Below are 25,298 nucleotides of genomic sequence, written 5' to 3'. Positions count from 1 at the left end.
AAGCGTTGCCACCTTCAACATCATCGTTGACTGACATGGCGCCTTCGCGAGCAGGCTCGCTCCCACAGGTGCTAGCCCTGAGGCTTGAGGATCAACACCGCCAACGGTGGCAGATTCAGTTCCAGCGACAGCGATTGACCATGGCTAGGCACTTCTTCGGTCAACGCTCCGCCGCCATTGCCATAGTTGGAACCGGCATAAATATCAGCGTCACTGTTGAACAACTCGGTCCAGCGCCCGGCAAACGGTACCCCGACCCGATACGACTGGCGCGGTACCGGTGTGAAGTTGGCAACCACCAGAACTGGCGAGCCGTCCTTGCTCCAGCGCAGCCAGGCGTAGACGCTGTTGATCGCATCATCACCAATCAACCACTGGAAGCCCTGCGGCGCGTCGTCCTGATCGTGCAACGCCGGCTCTTCGCGATACAGCCGATTGAGATCGCCGACAAGTTTCTGCACACCTTTGTGCTCGGAGTACTGCAGCAGGTACCAGTCCAGCTGCTGATCGTGGTTCCACTCGCGCCATTGGCCAAACTCACAGCCCATGAACAACAACTTCTTGCCCGGGTGAGTCCACATGAAGCTCAGATAGGCGCGCAGGTTGGCAAATTTCTGCCAGCGATCACCGGGCATCTTGTCGATCAGCGAGTGCTTGCCGTGCACCACTTCGTCGTGGGAAATGGGCAGGATAAAGCGCTCGGACCAGGCGTAGACCAGACCAAAGCTCAACTCGTTGTGGTGATGGGCGCGATACACAGGATCCTGCTGAATGTAGTGCAGGGAATCGTGCATCCAGCCCATGTTCCATTTGTAGGAAAAGCCGAGGCCGCCCTGCTGGGTGCTTTGGCTGACCCCGGGCCATGCGGTGGACTCTTCGGCAATCACCAGCGCACCGGGCGCTTCCAGCTCGACCACATCATTCAAATGACGCAGGAAGTCGATGGCTTCGAGGTTCTCGCGCCCACCGTGACGGTTCGGTACCCATTCGCCAGCCTTGCGCGAATAGTCGCGATACAGCATCGACGCCACCGCATCGACACGCAGGCCATCGATATGGAAGTGCTTCAGCCAGTGCAGCGCCGAGGCGAGCATGTAGCCGTGCACTTCGGTGCGACCGAGGTTGTAGATCAGCGTGTCCCAATCCTGGTGGAAGCCTTCCAGCGGGTTGCCATATTCGTACAGCGCGGTGCCGTCGAACTGTGCCAGACCGTGGGTATCAGTCGGGAAATGCGCCGGCACCCAGTCGAGAATCACACCGATGTCGGCTTGGTGACAGGCATTGACGAAAGCGGCGAACTGATCCGGCGTGCCGTAGCGCGCGCTCGGGGCAAATTGCGAGAGCAACTGATAACCCCAGGAACCGCCGAACGGGTGCTCCATGATCGGCATCAATTCGATGTGAGTGAAGCCCAGCTCTTTGACGTAAGGAATCAGCCGCTCAGCCAGCTCCGGCCAGGTGTACTGACGCGCCACTTCACCCAGATCATCCAGTTCGCACTGCCAGGAACCGGCGTGCAACTCGTAGATCGATAGAGGCTTGGAGCGCTGCTGGCGATCCTGGCGGGCATTCATCCAGTCGTGATCCTGCCAGTCGATCTGCAGCGGCGCGGCAACTTTCGACGCGGTGTCCGGCGGCAGGCTGGTAGCCAGCGCCATCGGGTCGGCCTTGAGCGGCAGAATGCCGTGGGCACCGAGTATTTCGTACTTGTACAACTCCCCCGCTTGCAGGCGCGGGATGAACAACTCCCAGACGCCGGAAGGATGGCGCAGGCGCATCGGGTGACGGCGCCCGTCCCAGACGTTGAAATCACCGACCACCGACACCCGGCGGGCATTCGGCGCCCACACGGCAAAACGCACACCGTCAACGCCATCAACGGTTTTCAGCTGCGCACCGAGGCACGCGCTGAGGTCGCGGTGATTGCCTTCGGCGAACAGATACAAATCCATCTCGCCGAGCAACTGGCCAAAGCTGTACGGATCTTCGGCCACCTGCTCGCCACCGGCCCAGCGCGTGCGCAACAGGTACCGGCGCGCCTGATCGAAATGGCCGACAAACAGCCCCGGCGTTTCGGTCATCTGCAGAGGACCGATTTCCTCACCGCTGTCCTTGTCCAGCACCGCGACACTCAGCGCGCCCGGCAGATAAGCCCGGATGAACTGCCCGCCGGCGCCATCGCCGTGCGGGCCGAGGATCGAAAACGGGTCCTGATGTTCAGCGCGTACCAAGGCATCGATGTCGCGTGCCGAGGGTAACAATGCTTCCTTTACCACACCCTGTTCCTTGTTCGAGAAACTCATGACTACTCTCCACCAAGATCGGAAAAGGGTTTAAGCCCAGTCAATAATCCATACAAGCCGTGCAACGGCACGGGCAGCCACGTTGGGCGGTTTTCCGCTTCGTAGGCCACTTCATAAGCGGCTTTTTCCAGGCCGAACAACGCCAGCGCGGCGTCGGCGCCTTGAGGATCCTGCCAGGCATGCTCAAGACTAGCTGCCGCCTCGCGATATGCCTGCACAAATGCCTCGCGTGCCTCGCGCAGATAACGCTCAGCGACGCGTTTGCGCGCTGTTTCAGCTTCAGTGCTGTTATCAACGTTGTGCACGTTGATGGTCATCGCCGCTGCGTAATCGAACGAACGCAATACACCGCTGACGTCTTTGTACGGGCTGTGCTTGCCGCGACGCTCGCTCAACGGCCGCGCCGGTTCGCCCTCGAAGTCGATCAGGTAGGCATCGCCCTTGATCACCAGTACCTGACCCAAATGCAAGTCGCCGTGCACGCGAATGCGCAAACCACCGGTGGCTTTCTTCGCCAGGTCCTGCACATGGGCAAGGATGGTTTTCTTCTCATCGAGCAGACGCTTGACCAGTTTCTGGTCCGCGGCGTTCAACTCGCCTTGATGCTGCTTGAGCAATTTCAAGGCATGTTCAACCTGCGCGGTGACGTCCTTGCTTGTCGCGGCCATGTCCTTGCTCGACGACACCTGCGGAGCAAAGTCGGCGTTGTCGGTTGGTGCAGCAAGCACCTGATGCATCTCGCCAAGACGCTGGCCGAGCATGCCGGCGAAGTCTCTCAGCTCGCCCAAGGCGTTGTAATGCTGCTCCTGCTCGGACATGGCGTCGGCCAGTTCGTCGCGCAGCGCCCGCTCGAGGTTGTTTTGCGTCCATTCCCACGCGTCGCCCTGATTGCTCAGATAGCCCTGGGCGATCATCAGCAGGTTATCTTCGCCCTGTGCGTCACGGCGAATCACCGAACCGAGCAGTGGAGAGATATTGGCAAACCCGGCCTCGGTCAGGTAAGCGCTCATCTCCAGTTCCGGGTGTACGCCAGAAGCGACTTTGCGTATCAGCTTAAGCACCAGACTGTTGCCGATCACCACCGAACTGTTCGATTGCTCGGCGGACAGGTAGCGCACATCCGACTCAGCACCAAGGCCAAGTTTTTCCAGATGCGGGGTCTGTTCAAAGCGGATTTCGCCTTCGATCGACTCCAATACCGTGTTGTTCTGCATGCCTTGCAGCACCGCGCGGACAAAGGTTTCCAGACTGAATGCATCAGTGATCAAGCCAACCTGACGCACACGGCGTACACGCGACAGCGCCAATTGCTGCGGCAACGGCGGGCCGACATGGTCTTCGGCAATGAAGCCGAACGGCAGTTGATAACGATTGGTCTGGCCGCCACTGGTGACCTCGATTTCGCTCAGCAGCACCGGATGCTGGGCATCGCCGAAGCGCACACCGTAAGCCAGATTGACCTTTTCGATGGCCGCGTCCTTGCCGGCGAACCAGCGACGGTTCTGCAGCCAGCTCGGCAGGATGCTTTGCTCCAGCGTCGTACGCGACGGCGCTTCGAGCAGTTCTTCCATGCGTTTTTTCAGCACCAGCGTAGTGAAGTCCGGCAGGCTCTGCGCCGGCTCGACGTGCCAGCTCGGCATCTGGTTTTCCGCTGCCAGGGCGAACCAATAGAAGCCGTATGGCGCCAGGGTCAGGAGGAAATTCAACTGGCCGATCGGAGGGAACGCGTTACCGCCAAGCATTTCCACCGGCACCATGCCGACGTAAGCCGACAGATCCAGTTCGACCGCTTGCGCACTGCGCGAGACGTTGGCCACGCACAGAATGATCTCGTGCTTGCCGTCGGCGTCGGTATATTCGCGGGTGTAAGCCAGCACGCGACGGTTGCTCGGCGAGAGCATTTTCAAGGTGCCACGGCCGAAGGCTTTCGATTGCTTGCGCACCGCCAGCAGGCGCCGCGTCCAGTTCAACAGCGAGTGAGGATCGCCGGACTGGGTTTCGACGTTGACCGACTGATAGCCGTACTGCGGATCCATGATCGGCGGCAGCACCAGACTCGCCGGATCAGCGCGGGAGAAACCGCCGTTGCGGTCGATCGACCATTGCATCGGCGTCCGCACACCGTCGCGGTCGCCGAGGTAGATGTTGTCGCCCATACCGATTTCGTCGCCGTAATACAGGGTCGGCGTGCCGGGCATCGACAGCAGCAGGCTGTTGAGCAGCTCAATACGGCGACGGTCGCGCTCCATCAACGGCGCGAGACGACGGCGAATGCCGAGGTTGATCCGCGCGCGACGGTCAGCCGCGTAGTAATTCCACAGATAATCGCGCTCGCGATCGGTGACCATTTCCAGGGTCAGCTCATCGTGGTTGCGCAGGAAAATCGCCCACTGGCAGTTCGCTGGGATTTCCGGGGTCTGGCGGAGGATGTCGGTGATCGGGAAACGGTCTTCCTGGGCCAGTGCCATGTACATGCGCGGCATCAGCGGGAAGTGGAACGCCATGTGGCATTCGTCGCCATTCAACCCAGCAGCATCGGTGTCACCGAAATACAGCTGAGTGTCTTCCGGCCATTGGTTGGCCTCGGCCAAGAGCATGCGATCGGGGTAGTTGGCGTCGATCTCGGCACGGATCTGCTTGAGGACGTCGTGGGTCTCGGGCAGGTTTTCGTTGTTGGTGCCGTCGCGCTCGATCAGGTACGGAATCGCGTCGAGGCGCAGACCGTCAATGCCCATGTCCAGCCAGTAACGCATCACCGACAGCACGGCTTTCATTACTTGTGGGTTGTCGAAGTTCAGATCCGGCTGGTGGGAATAGAAACGGTGCCAGAAATATTGGCCGGCTACCGGATCCCAGGTCCAGTTGGACTTCTCGGTGTCGAGGAAGATGATCCGCGTGCCGTCGTATTTCTGGTCGTCATCGGACCAGACATAGAAGTCCCGCGCCGCTGAACCGGGCTTGGCTTTGCGTGCACGCTGGAACCACGGGTGCTGGTCGGAAGTGTGGTTGATGACCAGCTCGGTGATCACCCGCAGCCCGCGCTTGTGCGCTTCGGCGATGAAACGCTTGGCGTCGGCCATCGTCCCGTAGTCGCTGTGCACGCCACGGTATTCAGCGATGTCATAACCGTCGTCGCGGCGTGGCGATGGATAGAACGGCAGCAACCAGATGGTGTTGACGCCGAGGTCGGCAATGTAATCGAGTTTAGCGATAAGCCCGGGAAAGTCGCCGATCCCGTCATTGTTGGAGTCGAAAAACGATTTGACGTGAACCTGATAGATCACCGCGTCCTTGTACCAGAGCGGGTCTTTGATGAAGGCGGCTGCCTTGGGTTTCTTCGCCATGTGGAACTCCTGTTGAATGCTGAAAGCCACAGCAGAAACCCTGTGGCGAGGGAGCTTGCTCCCGCTGGGTTGCGAAGCAACCCCAATGCATTGATACGAACTTACGGCGCCTGCGGGCTTTGCGACTGCTGTGCAGTCGAGCGGGAGCGAGCTCCCTCGCCACAGGTGCGCCATTTACTACGTAGCGCTGATCCGCCAAATCCCGAACGGCTGATACGCCGGGTCGATGCGCATGAACTGGTACTTGCCGTGCCAGTCCCAGCGATGGCCGTTCATCAGGTCTTCGCCGTGGGTGGTGGCGTCGTCCGGCAGGCCCATTTCCCACAACGGCAGTTCGAAATTCGCTTCCTGCACGTTATGCGGGTCAAGGCTGACTGCGACCAGAATGAAGTTGCTGCCATCAGCGCTGCGCTTGCCGAAGTACAGAATGTTGTCGTTCCAGGCGTTGTAGATTTTCAGGCCCAGATGGGTGTGCAGCGCCGGGTTCTGCCGACGGATACGGTTGAGCTGGGCGATCTCGGCAATAATGTTGCCCGGGGCGGTGAAATCGCGGACGCGGATTTCATACTTCTCCGAATCCAGATATTCCTCTTTGCCCGGGACCGGTGCCGATTCGCACAGCTCAAAACCCGAATACATACCCCACAGCCCCGAGCCCATCGTTGCCAAGGCCGCGCGGATCAGGAAACCGGGACGGCCTGACTCGTGCAGGAACGCCGGGTTGATGTCCGGGGTATTGACGAAGAAATTCGGCCGGTAGCATTCGCGCCACGGCGACTGATTCAGCTCGGTGAAATACTCCGCCAGTTCGGCCTTGGTGTTGCGCCAGGTGAAATAGGTGTAGCTCTGCGAGTAACCGACCTTGCCCAGACGCGCCATCATCGCCGGCGTGGTGAAGGCCTCGGCGAGGAAGATCACTTCCGGATACAACGTGCGCACATCGGCAATCAGCCATTGCCAGAACGGCAGCGGTTTGGTGTGCGGGTTGTCGACGCGGAAGATTTTTACGCCCTCCTTGACCCAGCCGACGACAATGTCGCGCAACTCGACCCACAGGCTCGGAATCGCATCCGGCGCATAGAAGTCGACGTTGACGATGTCCTGGTATTTCTTCGGCGGGTTTTCGGCGTATTTGATCGTGCCGTCCGGGCGCCAGTTGAACCATCCCGGATGTTCCTTGAGCCACGGGTGATCCTGGGAACACTGGATGGCGAAGTCGAGAGCGATTTCCAGCCCATGATCGGCAGCAGCAGCCACCAACCGGCGGAAATCTTCACGGCTGCCGAGCTGCGAGTGAATCGCTTCGTGACCGCCCTCCTCGCTGCCGATCGCGTACGGGCTGCCTGGATCGTCCGGCCCGGCGGTGAGGGAGTTGTTGCGGCCCTTGCGGTGGGCGCGGCCGATGGGATGAATCGGCGTGAAGTACAACACGTCGAAGCCCATGTCCTGAATCATCGGCAGGCGCGAATGCACGTCGTTGAACGTGCCGTGCCGCTTGGGATCGTCGGTAATCGAGCGCGGAAACAGCTCGTACCAACTGGCGAACTCGGCGAGTTCGCGCTCGACGTCCATGGGAAATTCCGCGCTGATGCTCAGATAGGCGCGGTGGTCGGCCTGAGCCATCAAATCCGCACTGCGCGAGTGCAGAAACAGCGCGACCTGCTCGGTTTCGAGCAGGCCGGACAATTCATGGTGCAGCGCCGCCAGCTGCTCGCTGAGCTGACCTTCGCTGCGCTCGGCGGCCTGTTGCACCATCGTCCGGCCTTCCTGCAGCTCCAGAGACACCGGCACCGCAGCGTTGTGTTTCTTCTCCAGTTCGTACTGGAAGCTGGCGAAATGGTCGATCCACGCTTCTATGCAATATAGATAGCGGCCCTGTTCCTCGGGACGGAACTGGCCTTGCCAGGTGTTGTTGCCCTGATCGGACATGACCTCGGTCTGCCAGGTTTCCTGGCCTTCCTCGCGCCAGCGGATGCGTACGGCGAGCTTGTCATGGCCGTCGGCAAACACCTTGCTGGTCACCACCACTTCGCGCCCGGCAATCGACTTGACGGCAAACTGGCCGCCGTCGAGGGTCGGCATGGTGTTTTCGATGACGATACGTGGCAGCAGTAATGCCTGCGACAGCGGCATGTGCGGGTTGTAACTCAGCTCTGAAGGTCTTTCAGCAGTCATTGAGCATCTCTCCTTAACGCCCCAAGGACGCTCTTGTGCCGGAACAGTATTCGCGACAAAGCACCGGCCCTGTCATGAACTCACTTAGGTTCCGAGCAACCGGCGCGGGGAAAAGTTCAGATGAAATTAACAAGACAAAGCCGCGGATCGAATTTGCCGTGGCCGGGTCAACTCACTTAAGCACGTCTCACGCCATGTGCCATAAGGAGGTCACCAGATGAGCATCCCGATCCCGGCCCACACGCCCGATCCGAACATCGACAAACCCACCCTGCCCGAGACCGAGCCGCCACCGGTGCCAGAGCAAGAACCGCCCGGCACCACGCCACCGCCAAAGGAAGAACCGCCGAGCACCATGCCACCGGTGATCCTCTGACCCCTGCATGTCTCTCTGCCATCCCTGTAGGAGTTGCCGAAGGCTGCGATCTTTTTTTGCCACGCTGCGAATCAAAAGATCGCAGCCTTCGGCAGCTCCTACACGGGACCGAGCGATTGGCTAGAGGTGGTCGTTCTTGTCGACATCCTTTTCGAACACTCTCACCACGTGCGGCATCACATTGAAGATCGCCAGCGCCAGGATGGTGCTGAGCAATGCCGTCGCTTCCTTGCCCAGCCCCGCCGCCACGCCGATCGCCGCCGTCATCCATAAACCGGCAGCTGTGGTCAGGCCTTTGACATGAGCTTCATCGCCCTGCTGATTTTTCAGAATCGTGCCGGCGCCGAGGAAGCCGATCCCGGCAATCACACCCTGCAACACGCGACTCATCGCATCGGATTCCGCGCCCGAGGTCTGCGGCACCAGAACAAACAGCGCTGCCCCCAAGGCCACCAGCATGTGCGTGCGCACCCCGGCGGCCTTGCCTTTATGTTCACGCTCAAATCCGAGAATCCCACCGAGTAATGCCGCCATCACCAGACGTACGGTGATCCGCGTCAATTGCGAGGCATCACCGATGTCGGCAAATTCGGCTTGCATCGTTGCCCACACTTCATCCCACCAGTCTTCCATCGTGCTTCCCTTGTTATTGGTTCGATAAGCGATGGACAACGGCGACCATTAATCGGTTGCGCAGAACAATCGGCACGCTGCGCGTCCTAATGTGCAGACCTCCCTGCAAAAAAGGACTGCCGACATGCCCGTGCGAATCGATGAATCCAACCCTGAGCAGAAAGTGTGTTTTTTCACCGTCGAACACGGCGAGGAAATCCGCATCTGCGACACCCTCGAAGTCATGACCGATAGCGAAAAAGCCATGTCGTACGTGGACATCGAAGGCAAACGCACCTACATCACTGAAGCCGAGGCTGATGCCTTGACCGTCGCCGGGGCCAGGGACGGGCGCAAACACCTGAAGGCCGATGACTCTGATTCGGTAGTTTGACTGATCTCGCTCAATACTCTGCGCAAACGCCTGCGCCAGGCGTTTGCGCCGCGCCCGGCCTGATGCTTCAAGTTGTCGCAGGCCTTGTACCAAAACTCATCTGATCCGCTTTTTATTGCCAGACCTGAATCTGTTCTGCTAACAGATCGGCGCTCATAGTGCATCAGCCTGATAGAGGCTGATGAGCGAACGACCATGAGCGAGCAAATCCCCGTCCGAACCGTAGAAGCATCGCCGACGATAAAAAACGTCCCTGCGCGCCCGCTGAGGGCAATTGTCCAATCCAGCGACAAGCAGATCCACACCCGCAGTTTCACCGGTCTGTTCCGCAACTTGCGTATAAGCGGCGCCGGTTTTTTGTTTGTGTTGTTCTTCGGCACTGTCTGGCTCAATTGGGGCGGCCGCCAGGCGGTGCTGTGGGATTTGTCGGAAAGCAAATTCCACATTTTCGGCGCGACATTCTGGCCGCAGGATTTCATTCTGCTTTCGGCGCTGCTGATCATCGCCGCGTTCGGTCTGTTCGCGATTACCGTGTTCGCCGGGCGGGTATGGTGCGGTTACACCTGCCCGCAGAGTTCGTGGACCTGGATCTTCATGTGGTGCGAGAAGATCACCGAAGGCGAGCGCAACCAGCGGATCAAACTGCAAGCCGCGCCGTGGGGTCTCAACAAACTGGCGCGCCGCGCGGCCAAGCACACGCTGTGGCTGGCAATCAGCGTGATGACCGGCCTGACCTTCGTGGGTTACTTCACTCCTATCCGGCCATTGGCCGAAGAATTGCTGACCCTGCAAATCGGTGGCGTCAGCCTGTTCTGGGTGCTGTTTTTCGCTGCCGCCACCTACATCAACGCCGGTTGGCTGCGCGAAGCGGTGTGCATGCACATGTGTCCGTATGCGCGATTCCAGAGTGTGATGTTCGACAAGGACACGCTGACCATTGCCTACGACGCCGCCCGTGGCGAAAACCGTGGCCCGCGCAAGCGTGACGTGCGCCCGGTCGAAGCAGGCCTGGGCGACTGCATCGACTGCCAGTTGTGCGTGCAGGTCTGCCCGACCGGCATCGACATCCGCGACGGTTTGCAAATGGAATGCATCGGCTGCGCGGCGTGCATCGATGCCTGCGACTCGATCATGGACAAAATGCATTACCCGCGCGGCTTGATCCGCTACAGTTCCGAGCGCGAACTGCAGGGCGGCAAGACCCACCTGCTGCGTCCGCGTCTGATTGGCTACACGGCGGTGCTGGTGGTGATGATTGGAGCGTTGGTACTGGCCTTGATCGAGCGTCCGATGGTGTCACTGGACGTGACCAAGGATCGCGGGTTGTTTCGTGAGAATGCTCAGGGGCAGATCGAGAATATCTACTCGCTCAAGGTGATCAACAAGACTCAGCAGCACCAGGAGTACCGGTTGAGTCTGGTGGATGGCGATGGGTTTGAATTGCAGGGCAAAACGCAACTGAGCCTGGCGCCGGGAGAGATTGTCGATGTGCCGGTGTCGGTGGCGATGACTTCAGAGCGCCCGGCCAGTAGTTCGCAGACGTTGAGTTTCAGGATTGAAGACAGTGACCAGCCGCAGGTTTACAGCGTGGCGAAGAGCCGCTTTGTGGCGCCGATGAATCGTTGAGGAGCTGGCATTGCTGCCCTCACCCCAGCCCTCTCCCGGAGGGAGAGGGAGCCGACCGAGGTGTCTGTCGCTATGCATCGACCTGAAAGACCGAGTCGATTATGGATTCGGCAAAGCACTGTCAGGTCGGCGTATTTCATCAGCATCCCCCAATCAGTCCCCTCTCCCTCTGGGAGAGGGCTAGGGTGAGGGCTCCTTCCCTGACACCCCACACAATCAAGTCCACCAAGGCCCACCGATGAAACGCTACGAAAAATTCGCCGATGACATCGCTGAACTGATTCGCTCTGGCGTGCTCGGTCCCGGCCAGCGCGTACCGTCGGTGCGCTATGCCAGCCAGACTTACGGGGTCAGCCCGTCGACGGTGTTCCAGGCCTATTACCTGCTCGAACGCCGCGGCCTGATCCGCGCCCGGCCGCGTTCCGGGTACTTCGTCAACGCCCATACGCCGAACACGTTCTCCGAGCCGGTCATCAGCAGCCAGGTCAACGAATCCACCGAAGTCGACGTCAGCGAACTGGTGTTCTCGGTACTCGACTCGATCAAGGACCCGAATACCGTGCCGTTCGGCTCGGCATTCCCCAGCCCGACTCTGTTCCCGCTGCAGCGTCTGTCGCGCTCCTTGGCCAGCGCCGCGCGGGAGATGGATCCGCGCATGGTCGTCACCGATATGTCGCCGGGCAACCCGCAACTGCGCCGGCAGATTGCCCTGCGCTACATGGTCGGCGGGCTGATGCTGCCGATGGAAGAATTGCTCATCACCAACGGCGCGCTCGAAGCGCTGAACCTGTGCCTGCAAGCGGTGACCGAACCCGGTGATCTGGTGGCCATCGAGGCCCCGGCGTTCTACGCCAGCCTGCAAGTGCTCGAGCGTCTGAAGCTCAAAGCGGTGGAAATCCCCGTGCACCCGCGTGACGGCATCGACCTTGGCGTGCTCGCGCAAACCCTGGAACGTCATCCGATCAAAGCCTGCTGGTGCATGACCAGTTTCCAGAATCCGATGGGCGCGAGCATGCCCGAGGCGAAAAAACAGGAACTGGTCGAACTGCTGCGTCAGCATCAGGTGCCGTTGATCGAGGACGATGTCTACGCCGAACTCTATTACGGTCAGCAGGCGCCGAAACCGGCCAAGGCCTTCGACACCGAAGGACTGGTCATGCATTGCGGCTCGTTCGCCAAGAGCCTCGCCCCCGGCTATCGCGTTGGCTGGGTCGCCGCCGGGCGTTATGCGCAGAAAGTCGAACGGCTGAAGTTGATGACCTCGCTGTGCGCGTCGATGCCGGCGCAAGCGGCGATCGCCGACTATCTGCAACACGGCGGCTACGATCGGCACCTGCGCAAGCTGCGTTATGCCCTGGAAGAACAGCAGCGCGCGATGCTCGCAGCGATCGCCCGTTACTTCCCCGCGCAGACCCGGGTCAGCCAACCGGCCGGCGGCTATTTTCTGTGGCTGGAATTGCCGGAGCAGATGGATTCGCTGAAATTGTTTCAAATGGCGCTGGCACAAGGCATCAGCATCGCGCCGGGGCCGATTTTCTCGCCGACCCAGCGCTTCAGGAATTGTATTCGCTTGAACTACGGCAGCCCGTGGACCGAGGAATCGGAGAAGGCCATGGAGACGTTGGGGCGGATTGTGCGGTCGTTTTGATGATTATGTGTTGGCCGGGCCATTGCTATCGCGAGCAGGCTCACTCCTACATTTGAAATGCGATTCCCTTGTAGGAGTGAGCCTGCTCGCGATGGCGCCAAACCAGACAACACAAACCCAAAGCCCTAGCGCCCACCCCCCAAATCAACAAACGTCCCGGTCGCATACGAAGCCTTGTCCGACAGCAACCAGACAATCGCCTCGGCCACTTCATCCGGCCGCCCGCCCCGGGCCATGGGAATCGCCGACTCAAGCTTGCTGACCCGATCCGGATCGCCGCTCAAGGCATGGAAGTCGGTATAGATGTAGCCCGGACGCACGGCATTAACGCGAATCCCCTCGCCGGCGACTTCCTTGGACAGACCCACCGTGAACGTGTCCAGCGCACCTTTGGACGCGGCGTAATCGACGTACTCGTTCGGCGAACCGAGGCGTGCGGCGACTGAGGAGACGTTGACGATACTTCCGCCCTGCCCGCCATGTTTGGGCGACATGCGCAGGATCGCGTGTTTGGCGCAGAGGATCGGCGCCAGGACGTTGGTTTTCATGATTTTGAGGATGCGGAATTCGGACATTTCATCGACCCGCGACTTCTGGCCCACGGTGCCGGCGTTGTTGACCAGCGCGGTGACCCGGCCCAGTTCGCTGTCGACGCGCTGAAACATTGCAATCACTTCGTCTTCGATACTGACATCGGCGCGAACCGCAATGGCCTGGCTACCCAAGGCTCGAACCTGCTCGAGCACGCTGTGTGCGGCCTGTTCATCCGACTGATAGTTGATGCAGATCCGGTAGCCCTGTGCGGCTGCCAACAAAGCCGTGGCAGCGCCGATTCCGCGCCCGCCACCGGTGATGACAATGACTTTATCCATGCTGGCCTTCTCCCACGTGCACACGTAACAGTCGGGGCCAAGAATAACTGCGAATGACGGGTTTTGCATGGGCTGTGTCAATGGCCCGAATCTTGATCCCGTCTGCAGGTTGGCGACATTGTGGCGAGGGAGCTTGCTCCCGCTTGAGTGCGCAGCGCGCACAAAATTCCGAGGGCGCTACGCACCCAGCGGGAGCAAGCTCCCTCGCCACAAACAGTCTTGTCGGCAGATCTGTCTGTGGTCTCAGACCACCGCCAGCCTTTGCCCGCGCACGATGTCCTGCATGAAGCGCTCCGCCGGCATCGGGTGGCCGAGCAGATAGCCCTGCAGCGAATCACAGCCCAATTTGGTCAGGAAATCCTGCTGCGCGCCGGTCTCGACGCCCTCGGCGACAATCCGCAAGTCCAAGGCCTGCCCCAGCGCGACGATCGCCGAAACGATCGCAGCGTCATCGCTGTCGTGCTCCAGATCACGGACGAAACCACGGTCGATCTTCAGCTCATTGGCTGGCAGGCGTTTGAGGTACATCAGGCTGGAATAACCGGTGCCGAAGTCGTCGATCGACAGGTCGACACCCATGTCCGACAGCTCTTGCAGCACGGTCATGCTCGCATCGGCGTCGCTCATGGCCGTGGTTTCGGTGATCTCCAGGGTCAGGCTGTTGGCCGGCAGATGGTGGGTCGCCAGCGCCTTGGCCACGCTTTGCACCAACCCGACATGGCAGAACTGTAACGCCGAGAGGTTTACGGCAATGCGCCAGTCGGTGTAACCGAGCACGTACCATTCGCGCATCTGCCGGCAGGCTTCATTAAGTACCCATTCGCCCATCGGAATGATCAGCCCGGTCTTCTCCGCCAGATCGATGAACTTGTCCGGCATCAACATGCCATGCAGTGGATGCGCCCAGCGCAGCAGCGCTTCGGCACCGACCGGGCGACCGTTGGCGGCGTCGAATTTAGGCTGGTAATGCAGGCAGAACTGGTTGTGCTCGATGGCCGCGCGCAGGTCCTGCAACAGTTGCAATTGTTTGCGCGCGTTGGTGTTCATCGACGCATCGAAGAAGCTGTAGCCGTTCTTGCCGCCGCCCTTGGCGTGGTACATCGCCGCGTCGGCGTTCATCAGCAGCTCTTGAGCGTTGTCACCGTTGCCCGGATACAAAGCAATGCCGACACTGGCGGAAATCTGCAGGTCATGTTCGGCAACGCGGAACGTGCGGCCGATCAGGCCCACCTGGCGTGCGGCCAGACCCAGAGCATCGTTGCGCTCGCTCAGCCGCACGAGCAGGACAAATTCATCGCCACCGATCCGCGCCAGAGTGTCCTGGCTGCGCAAGTCTTCACGCAGGCGCACGCCGACTTCGCGCAGCAACTGGTCGCCCATGTGATGGCCGAACGCGTCGTTGACCGGTTTGAAGCCGTCGAGATCGATGAACATCAAGGCGAAGCAGCCGCCCTGTTCCTCGACTTTTCTGATCGCCTGATTGATCCGGTCATCGAGCAGCATGCGGTTCGGCAGGCCGGTGAGCGGATCGTGCAAGGCCAATTGGGTGAGTTCGCGGTTGGCTACGGTCAGGGAGTGCGCCAGATCAGCGGTGCGCGCCTCGAGACGGGCGTCGAGAATCGAGGTCAATAAGGCGATCGACAGCACCGCCAGCGTAGTGACCACCACCAGACTGTCGAGACCGTTGCCCTTCAAACCATTGAGCGTCGCGCCGCAGAAACTGCCATCGGGAAATTGCGCCGCCGCCATGCCGGTGTAATGCATGCCGACAATCGCCACACCCATGATCACCGCTGCGCCGGCGCGAATCAGTCGCACATAGGGCGACTGCTGGCGCAACCGAAAGGCAATCCACAACGCCGCTGCCGAAGCGCCGACGGCAATCAGCAAAGAGGCGCTGAACAACGTCGGGTCGTAATCGATGCCCGGGGTCATGCGCAGCGCGGCCATGCCGGTGTAATGCATGGCGCTGATGCCCGCCCCCATGATCAAGGCGCCGAATGCCAGTTGCGCCAGTGGCAGCTTCGGCTGGCTGACCAGCCATAAGGCAAAGCCGCAAGAAAGCACCGCAATCAATAACGACAACGCGGTCAGGGCGAAGTCATAGCCCAGGTCGATCGGTAATTTGAAGGCGAGCATGCCGATGAAATGCATCGACCAGACGCCAACGCCCATCGCCAACGCCCCGCCCGCCGTCCAGAAATGCACGGCCCGGCCTTTCGCCGTGGCGATGCGTCCGGTCAGGTCAAGCGCCGTGTAGGAAGCCAGAATGGCCACGCACAACGAGATGAGAACCAGAGTGAAGGAGTAACTGCCGATGAGCATGGACGTTCTCGTAACGAGCCGAAACCGTACTGCTTCCATTCTCGGTCGGGCAAATGCGGCGATTGTACTGATTGCGCAGAAGAACGCACTGACAAAGTAACCAAATTGCCATCAAGCCGATGAAACGCTTGTTCGATCGTCCTACAAGGCTCTGCGGTGGGCTTTAAGCTCACCCCTGTGGGAGCGAGCCGGCTCGCGAAGCCGGTGGGTCAGTCGATGATGTGCTGGCTGACTTACCGCTATCGCGAGCAGGCTCACTCCTACATTGGCCTGTGCTACCGGTAATCCCGCGCCAGGCACAGATCCCCTGTAGGAGTGAGCCTGCTCGCGAAGGCGTCGGCACAGCCAACATCTCGCTCGACTGACCCACCGCTTTCGCGAGCAGGCTCGCTCCTACACGTTCAGCGGTTGTCGCTGACGTCGAGTTGGCCGTCCCAACCGCCGCCGAGTGCGGCAATCAGTTGCACGCTGGCAATCAGTCGGTTCTGCAGGATATTCAGCACACTGCGTTCGTTGCTCAGCGCCGTGGCCTGCACCACCACCACGTCGATATAGGCGATCAGGCCGGCCTTGTACTGGTTTTCGGTGAGGCGCAGGGAATCGCGCGCGGCGTCCAGTGCTTCCTGGCGCACCGCTGCTTCGTCTTCATACACCTTGAGCTGGATCAGGTAGTTTTCCACTTCTCGGAAGCCGTCGAGCACGGTCTGGCGGTAGCGGGCGACCGTTTCGTCATAGGCTGCTTCGCTGCGGTCGACCTCGGCGGAACGAATGCCGCCGTCGAACAACGGCAACGACAGCTGCGGGCCGACCGACCAGAAACGGTTCGGCAGGCTGATCAGGTTTTTCGACGTGCTGCTGCTGTAGCCGCCGCTCAGACTCAGGGTCAGGTCCGGGTAATACGCAGCTTTCGCCACGCCGACGTTGGCGTTGGCGGCGATCACCGAGCGCTCGGCCGCAGCGATGTCGGGACGGCGTTCCAGCAGCTGCGAAGGCAGGCTCAGCGGTACTTGCGGCAGGTTCGGGATGCTCTGGCTTTCGGCGATGCTGAAGTTCGCTGGCGCTTCGCCGGTGAGCACCGCGATAGCGTTTTCAAACTGTGCGCGCTGCCAGATCAGATCGACCAGATCGGCCTGGGTGCTTTTCAACTGGGTTTGCGCCTGCGCCACCGCATCGCGCCCGGAAACCCCGGCGCGGTACTGGTTCTGGGTCATTTTCAGCGAGCGTTCGTACGCGGCAACGGTGGCCTCGAGCAGGCGCTTCTGCTGATCGATGACCCGCAGTTGCAGGTAGTTCTGCACCAGTTCCGATTGCTGGCTCAGACGCATCGCCGCCAGATCGGCAAAACTCGCCTGGGCATTGGCCTCATCGGCCTCCAGCCCACGGCGCAGCTTGCCCCACACGTCGGCTTCCCAACTGACGCCCAGTTGCGCGGTATAAGTGTCACGAATACCGCTTGAGGAACTGCTCAGGCTCGAACTGCTGCTGCCGGTGCCCTGACTCGAACGGTTCTTGCCCAGACTCAGGTCGACGCTCGGGTAAAACGTCCCGCGCGCACTGCGCACCAGAGCCTGCGCCTGACGGAACTGCGCTTCGGACTGGGCGACGGTCTGGTTGGCGCTGTTGAGTTTCTCGATCAAGGCGTTGAGCTGCTGATCGCCGTACAACTCCCACCAGGCACCGCGAGCCAGCGAGTCGCTCGGGTTGGCCTGACGCCAGCCTTCAGCTTCCTTGAACTGAGCGATTTCGGCGGTTTGCGGACGCTGGTAGTCCGGGCCGACGGCGCAAGCGCTGAGCAGCGCCACGCACAACGACAGGCTCAACAGGCGCGAGCCGCGTGCGGTGGCCAATTGGATAAGCGAACGGTCAGTCATAGCGGAGTTTCCAGAGCGGCATCAGTGCGCACGCCACGCCATTTGTTGAAACGATGGCGCAGCTTGTCGAGATAGAGGTAAACCACCGGGGTGGTGTAAAGGGTCAGGACCTGGCTGAACACCAGGCCGCCAATGATCGTCAGGCCTAGCGGCTGGCGCATTTCCGCCCCTTCGGCGCGGCCGAGCAGCAGCGGCAAGGCACCGAGAATCGCCGCCAGCGTAGTCATCAGGATCGGCCGCAGCCGTTGCAGGCAGGCGCTGCGAATCGACTCCAGCGGCGACAGGCCCTGATGCCGCTCCAGTTGCAGCGCGAGGTCGATCATCAGAATGGCGTTTTTCTTCACCACGCCGATCAGCAGGAATATCCCCAGCAGGGAAATCAGGCTGAACTCGCCACCGAGTGCATAGATAGACAGCAACGCGCCGACGCCGGCCGAGGGCAAGGTCGAGAGAATGGTCAGCGGGTGAATGTAACTTTCATACAGCACACCGAGCACCAGATACACCGCCAGCAATGCACCGAGGATCATGAACGGCTGGCTCTTCTGTGTGGCCGCAAAGGCGTCAGCAGTACCGGCCATTTTCGCGATGACATCTTCCGGCAGGCCGACTTTGGCGATCGCACGTTCAATGGCAGCACTGCCCTGCTCCACGGTCACGCCCTCGGCCATATCAAAGGAAATGCTTTCGGACGCGAACTGGCCTTCGTGGCTGACCCGGTCGTTTTCCAGACTGTTTTCGTAATGGGCGAACGTTGACAGCGGCACCCGCGCGCCGTCAGCGGTAATCACCTCGACCTGCTTGAGTGTCACCGGATCCTGGGCGTATTTCGGATTGACCTCCATCACCACCTGATACTGGTTGAGGCTGTCGTAGATCGTCGAAATCTGCCGCTGGCTGTAGGCGTTGTTGAGCACGGCGGTGACCATGTTCATATCGACCCCGAGGCGTTTGGCCTGATCCCGGTCAACAATCAACGTCACCTGCTGCGCCCCGGCACCTTCGCGGGCATCGATGGCGGTCAGCTCGGGCAAGGCCCGCAACGCGGTGACCACTTTCGGAAACCACTTGCGCAGCTCGGCGAGGTCGCCGCTTTGCAGGATGTAGGTGTATTGCGAACTGGTCTGCTCGCGGCCGCCGCCAAATTGCAGGTCCTGGTCGGCCATCAGCATCAACTGCGCCCCGGGCACCTTGGGCATTTCCTTGCGCAGACGCTCGATGACTTTCTGCGCCGACAACTGGCGATCCTTGATCGGTTTCAGGCGCACGATCATGAAAGCGTTGTTGGTGCCGTTGTTGCCGCCAATGAACCCGGCCACGCTTTCCACCGCTTCATCCTTGAGCACGGCGCGGCGGAAGGTTTCCATTTTCGGCTGCATGACGTTGAACGACAAACCGTCGTCGCCGCGCACAAATCCGATCAACTGGCCGGTGTCCTGCTGCGGCAGAAAGGTTTTCGGCACCACGATATAAAGCGCAACGTTGACGCCAACGGTGAGCAGCAGGCTGAGCAAGGTCAGACGCCGATGACGCAACACCCAGTCGAGGCTGGTGGCGTATTTGCCGACCATCCAGTCGTTGGTCTTCTGACTCCAGCGTTGCAGACGGTTTTCCTGACCTGGCGTGTGTGGCTTGAGCCAGCGCGCGCAGAGCATCGGAGTCAGTGTGAGGGAAACCACCAGCGACACCACAATTGCCGCCGCCAGCGTGATGGAGAATTCGCGAAACAGGCTTTCGACCAGCCCGCCCATGAACAGGATCGACAGAAACACCGCCACCAGCGACACGTTCATCGACAACAGGGTGAAGCCAACTTCCTTGGCGCCGAGATACGCGGCCTGCATCGGTTTCACGCCTTCGTCGATGTGCCGGGAAATGTTCTCCAGCACCACAATGGCGTCGTCCACCACCAGACCGGTGGCCAGGATCAGGGCCATCAGCGACAGGTTGTTCAGCGAGAAACCATAGAGGTACATCACTGCAAACGTGCCGACCAGCGACACCGGCACCGCCAGGGTCGGGATCAGCGAGGCGCGGAAGTTACCGAGAAACAGGTACACCACCAGCACCACCAGGGCGACGGCGATCAGCAAGGTCATTTCGGCTTCGTGCAGCGTGGCCTTGATCACCGGCGAGCGATCCATGGCCAGATTGAGTTTGACGCTGGCCGGCAGCACCGCTTGCAGGGCGGGCAATTGCGCCTTGATCTCGTTGACCGTCTCGATGATGTTGGCGCCTGCCTGACGGTTGATCACCAGCAAAACCGCCGCGTCATCGTTGAAGAAACCGCTGTTGTAACGGTCTTCGACGCCATCGCTGACTTTCGCCACGTCCTTGAGCCGCAACGCAGCGCCGTCGGCGTAGTGAATGATCAGCGACTCGTAATCCTTGGCTTTCTCCAACTGGTCGTTGGCCTGGATCTGCCACAAACGCTGACCGTCCTCGACCGAGCCCTTGGGCCGGCGCACGTTGGCGTCAGCGATGGTCTTGCGCACATCGTCGAGGGCCACGCCGTACTGGTTCAGCGCCTGCGGTTCGAGTTCGATGCGCACCGCGGGCAGCGAACTGCCGCCGATCTGCACTTCACCGACACCCTGCACCTGTGACAGGCTTTGCGAAAGAATGGTCGAGGCCAGGTCGTAGAGCTGGCCCTTTTCCAGCACATCCGAAGTCAGCGACAGCACCATGATCGGCGCCTGCGACGGGTTGACCTTTTTATAGGTCGGCATGCTGCGCATTCCGCTTGGCAGCAGATTGCGCGAAGCATTGATCGCCGCCTGCACTTCCCGCGCCGCGCCGTTGATGTCGCGGTCGAGGTCAAATTGCAGAATGACCCGCGTCGAACCCTGACTGGAGCGGCTGCTCATGGTGTTGACGCCGGCAATCGCACCGAACGACCGCTCCAGCGGCGTCGCCACCGTCGAAGCCATCACCTCGGGACTGGCGCCCGGCAGACTGGCCTGAACGACGATCACCGGGAAATCCATCTGCGGCAATGGCGATACCGGCAAGAGACCGAAACTGACACCGCCGAGCAACATGATTGCCAGGGAGAGCAGCATGGTTGCCACGGGGCGTTTGATGAAAGGGCCGGAAAGATTCATCGAACGCGATCCCCAACTTCACGCGAATCCCCTGTAGGAGTGAGCCTGCTCGCGATAGCGGTGTGTCTGTCTACCGTGATGGTGCAGGTGCCGGCCTCATCGCGAGCAGGCTCACTCCTACACAAGTTTTGCGTTCCGCCAGTCATACCGCGACCTCTTCACCATCAGCCTTGGCCTTGCCAAAGCGCCTTCCGAGGCGGTCGAAGTACAGGTAGATCACGGGCGTGGTGAACAGCGTCAACACCTGGCTCACCAGCAAACCGCCAACCATCACCAGACCCAACGGCTGACGCAACTCAGCCCCGGAACCGGTGGCCAGCATCAGTGGCACCGCGCCAAACAACGCCGCCAGCGTGGTCATCAGGATTGGCCGGAAGCGCAGCAGCGCCGCTTGATAGATCGCCTCCGCCGGGGCCATGCCCTGGGTACGTTCGGCGTCGAGGGCGAAGTCGATCATCATGATCGCGTTCTTCTTGACGATACCGATCAGCAGGATGATGCCGATGATCGCGATCATCCCCAGATCGTTGCCGCTGAGCAGCAACGCCAGCAAGGCACCCACCGCGGCGGACGGCAAGGTCGAGAGAATGGTGATCGGATGGATGTAGCTCTCGTAGAGCACGCCAAGCACGATGTACATGGTCACCACCGCCGCCAGAATCAGCAGCAAGGTGCTCGACAGCGACGCCTGGAACGCCTGCGCCGCGCCCTGGAACTGAGTCTGCACGCCGACCGGCATGCCGATGTCCTGCTGGACCTGCTCGATGATGTCCACGGCATGCCCCAACGCCACGCCAGGCGCGAGGTTGAACGACATCATCACCGCCGGGAACTGGCCGATGTGGGTGATCGCCAATTGCGCCTGACGCTCTTCGACGTGCGCCAGACTCGACAGGCGTACCTGCGCGCCATCGGTGGTCTTGACGTGAATCTGATCCAGCGCCTGCGGGCCGATCTTCTCCCCCGCCTGGGCTTGCAGCACCACGCGGTACTGGCTGGCCTGGGTGTAAATGGTCGAAATCTGTCGTTGGCCGAACGCGTCGTACAGCGCATCGGTGATGTTCGCCACCGACACGCCAAGGCGCGAAGCGGCGTCGCGGTCGATCACCAGATAGACCTGCAAGCCTTTGTCCTGCAGATCACTGGCAACGTCGGTCAACTCCGGCCGCTGCGCCAACGCCTCGACCAGACGACCGCTCCACTGGCTGAGCAGTTCGGAATCCGGCGACGACATGCTGAACTGGTACTGGGTGCGGCTGACCCGATCCTCGATGGTCAGGTCCTGTACCGGCTGCATGAACAGCCGAATGCCGACCAGTTTGTCCAGTTGCGGTTGCAGGCGCGTGATCACTTCACCGGCGCTCAGATCACGCTCGCTATGGGGCTTGAGGTTGATCAGCAAACGGCCGCTATTGAGCGTAGCGTTGTCGCCGTCGACACCAATGTAGGACGACAGGCTCTGCACCGCGGGATCTTCGAGAATGATCTTCGCCAGTTGCTGCTGGCGCTCGCCCATCGCCGCGAAGGATATCGACTGCGGTGCTTCGGAAATGCCCTGAATCACCCCGGTGTCCTGCACCGGAAAAAAGCCCTTCGGCACGATCACATAAAGAAACACGGTCAACGCCAGTGTGCCGATCGCGACCAGCAAGGTCAGCGGCTGATGCTTGAGCACCCAGCGCAGCATCCGTCCGTATTCGTTGATCATCCAGTCGATGAACGCACCGCTGGCACGATAGAACCGGCCCTGCTCGTGTTCTTGCGGTTCACGCTTGAGCAGGCGCGCGCACATCATCGGCGTCAGGGTCAGCGACACGACCAGGGAAATCAGGATCGCCACGGCCAGGGTGATGGCGAATTCACGGAACAGCCGCCCTACGACGTCGGCCATGAACAGCAGCGGAATCAGTACGGCGATCAGCGACAGGGTCAGGGAAATCAGGGTGAAACCGATCTGTTTCGCGCCCTTGAGCGCGGCCTGCATCGGACTGTCGCCCTCCTCGATGAAGCGCGAAATATTCTCAAGCATGACGATGGCGTCGTCGACCACGAAACCGGTGGCAATGGTCAGCGCCATCAGGGTCAGGTTGTTCACCGAGAACCCGGCGAGGTACATCACGCCGAAGGTGCCGATCAGCGACAGCGGCACGGCCACTGACGGGATGATCGTCGCACTGGCGCGGCGCAGAAACAGGAACGTGACCATGACCACCAGCGCGATGGCGATCAGCAGTTCGTGTTGCACATCGGTGACCGAGGCGCGGATGGTCTGGGTGCGATCCGTCAGCACAGTGACATCGAGGCCGGCCGGCAGGTTGTCGGTGATGCTCGGCAGCAAGGCCTTGATGCGGTCGACCACTTCGATGACGTTGGCGCCGGGCTGACGCTGGATGTTCAGCAGCACCGCCTGATTCTGGTTGGCCCACGCGGCGAGACGCTCGTTTTCAGCACCATCGACGATTTCCGCGACGTCCTTGAGCCGCAACGGCGCGCCGTTTTTGTAGGTCAGGATCAGGTTGGCGTAGTCCTCTGGCGAGGTCAGCTGGTCGTTGGCATCGAGCATCGACACCCGGGTCGGGCCATCGAAGTTGCCTTTCGGCTGGTTGACGTTGGAGGCGCCGATCAGCGTGCGCACGTCCGACAGGTTGAGGCTGTTGGCCGCCAGTGCTTCGGGGTTGACCTTGATCCGCACGGCCTGACGCTGACCGCCGGCAATGCTGACCATGCCGACGCCGCTGATCTGGGCGATTTTCTGCGCCATGCGCGTATCGACCAGATCGTTGAGCTTGGGCAGCAACATGGTTTTCGAGGTGATGGCCAGGGTCAGCACCGGGGTGTCCGCCGGGTTGACCTTGTTGTACACCGGCGGCGCCGGCAGGTCGGTCGGCAGCAGATTGGTCGCAGCGTTGATCGCGGCCTGGACCTGCTGCTCGGCGACATCCATGTTGATGTCGAGGCTGAAACGCAGGGTCAGCACCGAAGCGCCGCCGGAGCTGGTCGAAGCCATTTGCGTGAGACCGGGCATTTGCCCGAACTGGCGTTCAAGCGGCGCGGTGACGGCGCTGGTCATGACGTCAGGGCTGGCGCCCGGGTACAGGGTCATGACGCGGATGGTTGGGTAATCGACCTGCGGCAAGGCCGAAACCGGCAGCAGGCGATAAGCGATCAGGCCGGCCAGAACAATGGCCAGCATGCTCAGGGTGGTGGCTACCGGACGGAGAATGAACAGCCGCGAGATGTTCATGCGCCCTTCTTGGCCTTGTCAGCGGTGGTCGCGTCCGGATTGGCGGCGGACTTGCCTTGCAGGTGTTCGGTCGGCGAGGTCGGCACTTCGCTGCTGTCATTGACCACTTCGACTTCGCTGCCCTCCTTCAGACGATCAGTGCCTTCGAGCACCACGCGATCGCCAGCGGCGAGACCTTCGGTGACCACGGTATTGTCACCGTCGCTGGCACCGATTTTCAGTTGGCGAATGGTGACTTTCTTGTCGCCGTCCAGCGCATAGACAAAGGTGCCGTTGGTGCCGAACTGAATAGCGGCGGACGGTGCCAGCACCACGCCTTTCAGCGTGTCGGCCAGCAGGTGGACGTTGACGAACTGGTTGGGAAACAGCGACTGGTCGCGGTTATCGTAGCGAGCCTTGAATTTGAGCGTGCCGGTAGCCACGTCGATCTGGTTGTCGAGGCTTTGCAGCACGCCGGTGGCCTGCAACTTGGTGTCGCCACGGTCCCAGGCTTCGGCAGGCAGCCTGGCGCCGCTGCGGTAACGGGCCAGCACGGTGTCGAGGCTGTTTTCCGGCAAAGTGAAGGCAACGCTGATCGGTTGCGTCTGGGTGATCACTGCGAGGAAGGTGGTGTCGTTGGCCGCGACGAGGTTGCCGACATCGACCTGACGCAGACCGACGCGGCCGGCAATCGGCGCGCGGATCTTGGTGAATTCGAGATTGAGCTTGGCGTCGTTGACCGCTGCCTGATTGGTCTTGACCGTGCCCAGATACTGGCCGACCAGCGCTTCGGCGGTGTCGAGGGTCTGTTTGGCGATGCTGTCTTCTTTATACAGACCGCGATAGCGCTCGACGTCGACCTGGGCGTTTTTCAGCTGGGCCTGGTTCTGCAGCAACGTGCCTTCAGCCTGGAGCAAGGCGTTCTGGTAAGGACGCGGATCGATCTCGGCCAGCAAGTCGCCCGCCTTGACCATCTGGCCTTCTTCGAAATGGATCTTGACCAGTTCACCGCCCACCCGGCTGCGAACATTGATGGTGTTCAGCGCCGTGACCGTGCCCAGCGCCTTGTAATACAGCGGGAAGTCGCCTTTCACCGCCGGCGCCACGCGCACTGGAATCGGCCCGGTACCCCCGCCGAAGCCTGGGCGCGCCATCCCCGAGCGCCCGGTATGCCCGGCAGTCGCCTTGTCGCCGCCCGCCTTGTCAGCAGAGCCGGTGGGCCAGAATTTCCAGCACAGGACGGCGATCACCAACAGGACAAGCAGGCTGATCAGCCAGCGACGGGACTTGCGGGGGGACGATTGCATGGAGTTATTGACCATTGGGCGCGTGGGCTTCTATTACGGGAGGCTGAACGATAAGCACTGAGTGGATTTAAGCAAAGCAGCTTTACCGGCAATTTACCTTCCACTTACGTTTCAAGGT

14 protein-coding genes are annotated in these 25,298 nt (G+C 60.8%); 4 read left to right on the top strand and 10 right to left on the bottom strand.

The window, feature by feature from the left end; all coding sequences use genetic code 11:
* Positions 1–71 precede the first annotated feature (71 nt).
* The 3 genes from glgB to LIS66_RS13060 form a co-directional block, all read right to left on the bottom strand.
* Positions 72–2,303, bottom strand: coding sequence for a 1,4-alpha-glucan branching protein GlgB (gene glgB / locus LIS66_RS13070; RefSeq protein WP_042609861.1), 2,232 nt, complete (start codon positions 2,301–2,303; stop codon positions 72–74).
* 2 nt (positions 2,304–2,305) lie between these two features.
* Entirely contained in the window at positions 2,306–5,647 is a 3,342-nt protein-coding gene (gene treS / locus LIS66_RS13065) for a maltose alpha-D-glucosyltransferase (RefSeq protein ID WP_227974464.1), read from the bottom strand.
* A 177-nt stretch (positions 5,648–5,824) separates the two neighbouring features.
* Positions 5,825–7,822 (bottom strand): alpha-1,4-glucan--maltose-1-phosphate maltosyltransferase, encoded by a 1,998-nt coding sequence (locus LIS66_RS13060; protein ID WP_227974463.1) that lies wholly within the window; start codon positions 7,820–7,822, stop codon positions 5,825–5,827.
* 217 nt (positions 7,823–8,039) lie between these two features.
* On the opposite strand from LIS66_RS13060, the gene LIS66_RS13055 reads away from it, so the two are divergent.
* A complete protein-coding gene (locus tag LIS66_RS13055; RefSeq protein ID WP_165839195.1) occupies positions 8,040–8,198 on the top strand; it encodes a hypothetical protein in 159 nt (52 codons plus the stop codon).
* 120 nt (positions 8,199–8,318) lie between these two features.
* On the opposite strand, the gene LIS66_RS13050 is transcribed toward LIS66_RS13055, so the two are convergent.
* The gene (locus LIS66_RS13050) at positions 8,319–8,831 is read right to left on the bottom strand and encodes an MgtC/SapB family protein (RefSeq protein ID WP_042609858.1); all 513 of its coding nucleotides are present in this window, start codon (positions 8,829–8,831) and stop codon (positions 8,319–8,321) included.
* A 124-nt stretch (positions 8,832–8,955) separates the two neighbouring features.
* On the opposite strand from LIS66_RS13050, the gene LIS66_RS13045 reads away from it, so the two are divergent.
* The 3 genes from LIS66_RS13045 to mapR all read left to right on the top strand — a co-directional run bounded on the left by LIS66_RS13045 (position 8,956) and on the right by mapR (position 12,478).
* Positions 8,956–9,204 (top strand): DUF3203 family protein, encoded by a 249-nt coding sequence (locus LIS66_RS13045; RefSeq protein WP_116657976.1) that lies wholly within the window; start codon positions 8,956–8,958, stop codon positions 9,202–9,204.
* Positions 9,205–9,399: 195 nt separating this feature from the next.
* Positions 9,400–10,830, top strand: coding sequence for a cytochrome c oxidase accessory protein CcoG (ccoG, locus tag LIS66_RS13040; RefSeq protein ID WP_227974462.1), 1,431 nt, complete (start codon positions 9,400–9,402; stop codon positions 10,828–10,830).
* Positions 10,831–11,068: 238 nt separating this feature from the next.
* Positions 11,069–12,478, top strand: coding sequence for a GntR family transcriptional regulator MpaR (gene mapR / locus LIS66_RS13035; protein ID WP_042609855.1), 1,410 nt, complete (start codon positions 11,069–11,071; stop codon positions 12,476–12,478).
* 125 nt (positions 12,479–12,603) lie between these two features.
* Here the strand turns inward: mapR and LIS66_RS13030 are convergent, their stop codons facing one another.
* The 6 genes from LIS66_RS13030 to LIS66_RS13005 form a co-directional block, all read right to left on the bottom strand.
* On the bottom strand, positions 12,604–13,350 hold the full coding sequence (locus tag LIS66_RS13030) for an SDR family oxidoreductase (RefSeq protein WP_227974461.1): 747 nt from the start codon (positions 13,348–13,350) through the stop codon (positions 12,604–12,606).
* Between the two features lie 243 nt (positions 13,351–13,593).
* Entirely contained in the window at positions 13,594–15,675 is a 2,082-nt protein-coding gene (locus LIS66_RS13025; protein WP_227974460.1) for a putative bifunctional diguanylate cyclase/phosphodiesterase, read from the bottom strand.
* 401 nt (positions 15,676–16,076) lie between these two features.
* The gene (locus tag LIS66_RS13020; protein WP_227974459.1) at positions 16,077–17,546 is read right to left on the bottom strand and encodes an efflux transporter outer membrane subunit; all 1,470 of its coding nucleotides are present in this window, start codon (positions 17,544–17,546) and stop codon (positions 16,077–16,079) included.
* A complete protein-coding gene (locus LIS66_RS13015; RefSeq protein ID WP_123420185.1) occupies positions 17,543–20,650 on the bottom strand; it encodes an efflux RND transporter permease subunit in 3,108 nt (1,035 codons plus the stop codon). The genes LIS66_RS13020 and LIS66_RS13015 overlap by 4 nt, the downstream gene beginning before the upstream one ends.
* A gap of 142 nt (positions 20,651–20,792) precedes the next feature.
* Positions 20,793–23,894: an MdtB/MuxB family multidrug efflux RND transporter permease subunit gene (locus tag LIS66_RS13010; RefSeq protein ID WP_042609850.1), complete on the bottom strand. Its 3,102-nt coding sequence runs from the start codon at positions 23,892–23,894 to the stop codon at positions 20,793–20,795.
* Entirely contained in the window at positions 23,891–25,195 is a 1,305-nt protein-coding gene (locus tag LIS66_RS13005; protein WP_227974458.1) for an MdtA/MuxA family multidrug efflux RND transporter periplasmic adaptor subunit, read from the bottom strand. Before LIS66_RS13005 ends, LIS66_RS13010 begins: the two co-directional genes overlap by 4 nt.
* Positions 25,196–25,298: the final 103 nt, after the last annotated feature.

Source organism: Pseudomonas sp. HN2 (assembly GCF_020736465.1).
GTDB classification, from domain to species: domain Bacteria; phylum Pseudomonadota; class Gammaproteobacteria; order Pseudomonadales; family Pseudomonadaceae; genus Aquipseudomonas; species Aquipseudomonas moraviensis_A.
The sequence above is the reverse complement of the archived record's forward strand: the minus strand, read 5'-3'. Positions and strand labels throughout refer to the sequence as shown.